Origin of the sequence: Shewanella sp. S1-58-MNA-CIBAN-0166 (assembly GCF_040310085.1) — a bacterium.
Lineage (GTDB): Bacteria > Pseudomonadota > Gammaproteobacteria > Enterobacterales > Shewanellaceae > Shewanella.
The window spans coordinates 201,607-207,940 of record NZ_JBEOPN010000004.1; the positions used below are offsets into that span (position 1 = coordinate 201,607).

Consider the following 6,334-nt stretch of genomic DNA (forward strand, 5'->3'; position numbering starts at 1 on the left):
GGTAATGATGTTGATTACCTACAACACAAAGTTGGAATTGCAGTCATGCTACATACCTTTCTTATCTCACTTGCAGTGCTTGCGCTGTTAAGTATCGTGCTCGAAGAAATTACCCATATTAATAAAGCCAAAACCACCCTGTTCCTTGGCTGTATTGCTTGGATCACCTTATTTATTGCCTCTGGTAGCCCAGAGAAAAGTAAACTGGTCGGTGACGAACTCAATGAAAACTTATTAGAAATTGCCACCTTATGGCTGTTTTTAATGTCTACTATGACCTTTGTTGCTTACCTTAACGCTAAAGGTATGATCCAAGTACTGGTGCAAAAAATATTTCCGCAGCAAGTATCTGTTCGCATGTTGATGATACAAGTTGGGATGTTTTCATTAGTACTGTCGACTTTTTGTGACAACGTGACAGCCACACTGGTGTCGTTAGGTTTACTGACCACCTTTAATTTAGACAAACAAATGCGTCGCCGTATGGCAGTGCTCATTATCTTTGCGGTGAACTCTGGTGGGGTTGCATTAATCACCGGCGATGTAACGACTCTGATGATTTTCCTTGCCGGTAAAGTGCATATTTCTGAATTATTAATTCTGTTCATTCCTGCCAGCATCAGCGTTATGATCCTAGCAATATTGTTCTCACTCAAAGCCGAAGGGCATGTGAGCACATCGCCAATTGAGCAAAACTACAATACCGTTGATATCGTCATTGGCTTGATTTTCTTCACCACCATCGTATTAACCATGGTACTTAACGTGCTGTTTGGTATTCCACCGGTATTGACCTTTTTATTCGGTTTATCAGTAATGTTCTTAGTCGGCACTACCCATAAGAGTAAAACCGAAGAAGTTCAGGTATTAGAATACATTCGCCAAGTTGAGTTCGATACCCTGCTGTTCTTCTTAGGTATCTTGTTACTGGTTGGTATGCTTAAAGAGATTGGTACGCTTAACCTATTAACAGAAGTCTATGGCATGTATAACCCAAGCATTTCTAACTTCTTTACCGGTGTCGGTTCTGCATTATTAGACAACGTGCCATTAACCGCAGCATTATTAAAAGCAGATCCCGTACTGACAACAGCACAATGGTTAGGCTTAACTTATTCGGTTGGTGTAGGCGGATCGTTATTAATCATCGGTTCGGCATCTGGCATCATCGCGATGAGTAAAGTTGAAGAACTGACATTCGTAAGCTACTTAAAATATGTTCCAGCATTACTATTATGCTACTGCATAGGTTATGGATTAACGCTGTTTTTAGCCAATAACATTCACGGCTAATATTAGTACGAGGGTTTTTCAGATAAAACAAAGGCGCTAATAGCGCCTTTGTTTTATGCCTAACATTCCAACATCGCCTTAAATTGCTGGCACTCTAAATTGCTCACCATCAATTTCTAATACGATATCTCGAGGACGAATTTCTACAATCGTCAGCTTATTCTTGATCATATCGCCCTGTTGTAATTCTACCCCATCGACATTTAACCAACGGTTACTTGGTTCTGTCGAATACACATGAGCATTAATATTAAACTCCGGTACTTGCAACTGCACACTCGCGGGTAAGTCACCATACTTAGGAATTTGCTGATTGGAAGGTCGAGGGATAGGATCTAATTTTGCTGACGTCACTTGCTGATTCGCCGACTGTTCATATTCAACGTCTTTAAGCGCAGTTTCAAACGCAGCAATCAAATTACTCTGCTCTTTAATTGATGGTGCTTTAACAGAGGCAAAATCGACGTCTTCTGCGGCAGCATTTACTTGCAAGCGCAATGCCTCAAGCTCTGCTAAACCTCGGCGATTAGCCTTAGCACCCAATGCAATAGCTTCTTGCTGCTGCGCCTGTTGACGATTGCTCTCTTGTGTCTGATATTCATCAACGCTGCTATCTTGCCCGCTTTGATAATTATCCTGTTCATAACCTGCTTGCTGCTGATAGCTTGGTTGCTGAAAATTGGCTTGTTGGGCGTTGGTTTGTTGAGAGCTAAATTGTTGAGAGTTGAATTGCTGGGAGTTAGCTTGTTGAAAATTGCGCTGGCCATCATTTGCTTGCAGATATGGTTCATTCACACCAGAAGACTCAGCGTAACCATTGTTATTATAACTTGCCGCTTGCGTGTTCATTGCATTCGTATTGAAAGGTTTGGCAATAGGTAATGCCACCTTACCCGCTAAACGAATATCATCGTTATTTTGTACCGCAGATTCATTTTTGTTACCGGCTAATGCTTCAGGTGTTTTATGTGGTGTAACAACAGCAACTGGCGCCGTGACAGTTTGTTGTGCATTAACGCCATTATGCTGGATAGTTGATAACGATGCAGACGGTGACTGTAATAGCACACTCATGCCCCATGCAGCGCCAATGCCCAAAGCAATGGCTACAGCCAATACACTATACTTATTCAACTTATTTGAGCTGTTAGATTGCGATGTATATTGAGGCGGCTGCGTCGACATAATATCGACAACATCACCTTGTTGCTGCTTTTTACGGTTAACCGCATCTAATAAAATTGACATTAACTGCGCACCTCAGAGGCACTTAAACGTGGGCCTTGCTGGCTCAAATATAAGTTAAGTTGCACCAAAGTCTGATTGCCTGCTATACCATCTGGCTTTAACCCATGCTGACGTTGAAAATTCATTAATTGTTGCTCTAAATCACTATCAAACTGCGTCAGTAGCCGTGCACGTCGCTTGTTGACTAACGCTAAGCTATTTTCGAGCCATTGCACTTGTGCCAAGCTAGAGGACTGACCAATCTCACGCGGCAAGACACTATCTGGTTGCCACAAAATTTCAAAAGTGCCGCTAAAGTGGCGGTCAAACCAATCTTTATTCACCCAAAATTGTTGCTCGCCCAGTTGCAATAAAATCTGTTCGGCTTGACGCTCAACAATTACGCCATAAAACACGTTCGTTTGCGTATCTTGCAAGTAAACAACTGCGGGGTAATTAAGACGCATAATACTGTGCCAATTACCTTGTTGCTGATAACAGGCTAAATCTTGTTGCTGCGCAGCTTGGCAGGCAGACAAGCCGATAATAGGCTGTTTATTCCACAAGCCAAATAATCCGGCAAAGGCATTATCAATGCTACTGCTTTGTAGCATTGCTTGGCGCATAATTTGTTGTTGTGCATTGGCAACTGGAGTTGCTGCTTGTACTTGTTGAGTTTGTGCAGCTTGGTTTATCTGGCTAGGCATAACTGCAGGCGTTTGATTGGCTAGGCTAGATTGCGCTTGAACATCTGCTATCGCCGCATTCGCATTCATATTGTTTTCAATGGCTGAACGATTAAACAGATAAAATGATAAACCAAAAGCGAGCACCAACGCAGTAGCGGCAATAAATGGCCAGCGTTTATCGCCTGGTACATCAATATCACCCAATACTTCGACCGCAGCTTGATTAACCATTTTGTGATCGATCGGAACCTTAGCTTGCCCATAACCAGCCATTAATGCACGTTCACATAATAAGTTGGTTAAACGCGGAATACCGCCAGAATGTTTATGTAACGCGGTTATCGCCTTACGTGTAAATAGCGGTTCATGCCTACCGGCAACCTGCAAACGGTGCAACACATATAGAGCAATTTCATCTTTATTTAGCGGTAATAAATGATAGCGAGCGGTGATCCGCTGTGCTAACTGACGTAAGTCTTGACGCTTTAGCAGTTGTTGTAATTCTGGCTGGCCAATCAAAATCACTTGCAGCAGTTTTTTGGTGTTGGTTTCTAGATTGGTCAATAAACGCAGCTGCTCTAATACTTCCGAACGCAAATGCTGTGCTTCATCAATAATCAGCACCGTATTACGACCATTTTTGTGATTATTCAGTAAGTACATGCTGATTAAATCAGTCAACTGCTTTAACGTCGGATTTTCACCGTATTTAATTTCCAGCTCATCACATAGGGTGGCTAAGAGTTCAAGCTCTGTTAACGATGGGTTTAGAATAAACGCGGTGTCGGTATTATCGGGTATTTGTTGTAATAGACAGCGAGAAACAGTGGTTTTTCCAGTGCCGACTTCACCCGTTAATAATACAAAGCCACCGGTTTCACCTAGGCCGTAGGTTAAATGAGCCAACGCCTCACGATGACGGTCACTTAAGAACATATAATGAGGGTTAGGTGCGATAGAAAATGGATTATCGTTTAATCCATAGAAGGCTTTATACATTCGACCAAAAATCCTTATTTGAAACTGACGGCTCACGTTAATGCTTGTATGACAGCTTGTCAAAAGTTAGCCGTAAAAATCTAACTCTGATAAGATTTAAGCAACTTATTATTACACGTTGTGGTACGCCATGAAGATTTATTTAGTAGGCGGGGCCGTACGCGATACCCTTCTTAAACAAACTGTCGTTGATAAAGATTATGTGGTTGTTGGCAGCAGCGTAGAAGAAATGCTCACATTGGGTTATCAGCAAGTCGGTAAAGACTTTCCTGTTTTTTTACACCCTAAAACTCAGCAAGAATATGCGTTAGCCAGAACAGAACGAAAAACCGGTAAGGGTTATCAAGGTTTCAGTTGTGACGCCAATAAAGATGTCACCCTCGCCGAAGACTTATTGCGCCGTGATTTAACCATTAATGCCATCGCGCAAGATGAGCACGGCACACTGACGGACCCGTTCCACGGTATTGCAGACATTAACGCTAAAATACTTCGCCATGTGTCAGATGCCTTTGTTGAAGATCCTTTACGCGTGTTACGAGTGGCTCGTTTTGCCGCTCGATTTCACCACTTAGGGTTTACTATTGCACCTGAAACCTTACAGTTAATGACCGACATAGCTAATAGCGGTGAATTAGATCACCTCACCCCAGAACGCGTATGGCAAGAATGTGATAAAGCATTAAGCAGTCAAAGTCCGCAGGTTTTTTTCAATGTATTAAAGCAATGCCAAGCATTAACAGTGTTATTTCCTGAAATTGATGCGTTGTTTGGCGTGCCACAACCTGAAAAGTGGCATCCTGAAATAGACACCGGTATTCATACCCTCATGGTTCTCGAGCAAACGAGTCTGTTAAGTGACAACAAAGCAGTACGTTTTGCCGCTCTAGTTCACGATCTAGGTAAAGCGTTGACCCCAAAACAAGATTGGCCGAAGCATTATGGCCACGGGCAGAAAGGTTTGCCGGTCATTAAAAAGCTTTGTGAACGAATTAGAGTGCCAAACGAATACCGTGATTTAGCATTATTAGTCAGCGATCAACACCAAAACATTCATAACGCGTTTGAACTAAGAGCAGAAACCATCGTCAAATTATTTGATAAAGGTGATTTTTGGCGAAAACCTCAACGCTTAACAGAGCTACTATTATGTTGTCATGGCGACTTAAGAGGACGAACTGGATTTGAACAAGCACCCTATCCACAAGCCGAATATTTACTACATTGCTATGAGTTAGCGAGCAACGTCGATGTGCAATCGATTATTGCCGCGGGTTACCAAGGATCACAGATTAAAAGTCAACTTCAGCTAAATCGAGCCGAAACGATTAATAACTATAAAATACAATACATTGAAAGCAAGCAGCTACATTAGCTATTGCCTATTTAGGGTTTTATGAAAAAAAGCGGAAAAAAGCATTTTTTAACAGGGAATAAGCAATAAATCACTAAGATTTATATAAATTCGGCAATTAATGATGCTTTTGGCCCGGTAGACTTGCAATTTTCATTTATTTCGCTATTTTAAATGAACAATCTTATATTTGCCTATAGCAAATAAAAAAATCTGTGACATAATTACGCCGTTGCAAAGGCACATGCCGTTGCACTATTTAACAACCTATATATTAAGGGATTTACCCATGAACAAGAAAGTACTGATGATTGCTGGTGTTGCGATGACTGCTTTATTAGGTGGTTGTGCTAACACTACTGCTTTAGAAGAAAGCGTAGCAAACCTAGGTAACAAAGTTGATCAACTATCAGCACAAGTTGGTTCTTTAAAGTCTGAGCAAAGCAAGCTATCTGCTGATGTTAAAGGCGCTAAAGCTGCTTCTATGGACGCACAAGCCGAAGCTAAACGTGCTAACGACCGTTTAGACAACATGGCTTCTTCTTACAAAAAGTAAGAATAGTTATTAAAAATTAGCTTATTTACATAGGTTGATTATTAGGGCTTGATTGTTGATACCACTACTCTAAGTAGTACTTCAACATCAAGCCTTAATTATTTGTGCTTCGCGTAGAAAAGTAATAGTAAGCGGTATCAAGCGGTATCAAGCGGTATCAAGCGGTATCAAGCGGTATCAAGCGGTATCAAGCGGTATCAAGCGGTATCAAGCGGT

The 6,334-nt window shown here is 41.6% G+C and carries 5 protein-coding genes; 3 read left to right on the forward strand and 2 right to left on the reverse strand.

Annotated elements, in window-relative coordinates; genetic code table 11:
• Positions 1-45 precede the first annotated feature (45 nt).
• Positions 46-1,293 carry a sodium:proton antiporter NhaD gene (gene nhaD, locus AAEY99_RS04715; protein ID WP_335692725.1) on the forward strand — a complete coding sequence of 416 codons (1,248 nt, stop codon included), beginning with the start codon at positions 46-48 and terminating at the stop codon, positions 1,291-1,293.
• Between the two features lie 78 nt (positions 1,294-1,371).
• Here the strand turns inward: nhaD and AAEY99_RS04720 are convergent, their stop codons facing one another.
• Entirely contained in the window at positions 1,372-2,541 is a 1,170-nt protein-coding gene (locus AAEY99_RS04720; RefSeq protein WP_335692723.1) for a general secretion pathway protein GspB, read from the reverse strand.
• Positions 2,541-4,208 carry an ExeA family protein gene (locus AAEY99_RS04725; RefSeq protein ID WP_182744255.1) on the reverse strand — a complete coding sequence of 556 codons (1,668 nt, stop codon included), beginning with the start codon at positions 4,206-4,208 and terminating at the stop codon, positions 2,541-2,543. Before AAEY99_RS04725 ends, AAEY99_RS04720 begins: the two co-directional genes overlap by 1 nt.
• Positions 4,209-4,338: 130 nt before the next feature.
• Here AAEY99_RS04725 and AAEY99_RS04730 point away from each other — a divergent pair, with 130 nt between their 5' ends.
• Entirely contained in the window at positions 4,339-5,583 is a 1,245-nt protein-coding gene (locus AAEY99_RS04730) for a multifunctional CCA addition/repair protein (protein ID WP_351009383.1), read from the forward strand.
• Between the two features lie 268 nt (positions 5,584-5,851).
• The gene (locus tag AAEY99_RS04735) at positions 5,852-6,118 is read left to right on the forward strand and encodes an Lpp/OprI family alanine-zipper lipoprotein (RefSeq protein WP_011638433.1); all 267 of its coding nucleotides are present in this window, start codon (positions 5,852-5,854) and stop codon (positions 6,116-6,118) included.
• Positions 6,119-6,334: the final 216 nt, after the last annotated feature.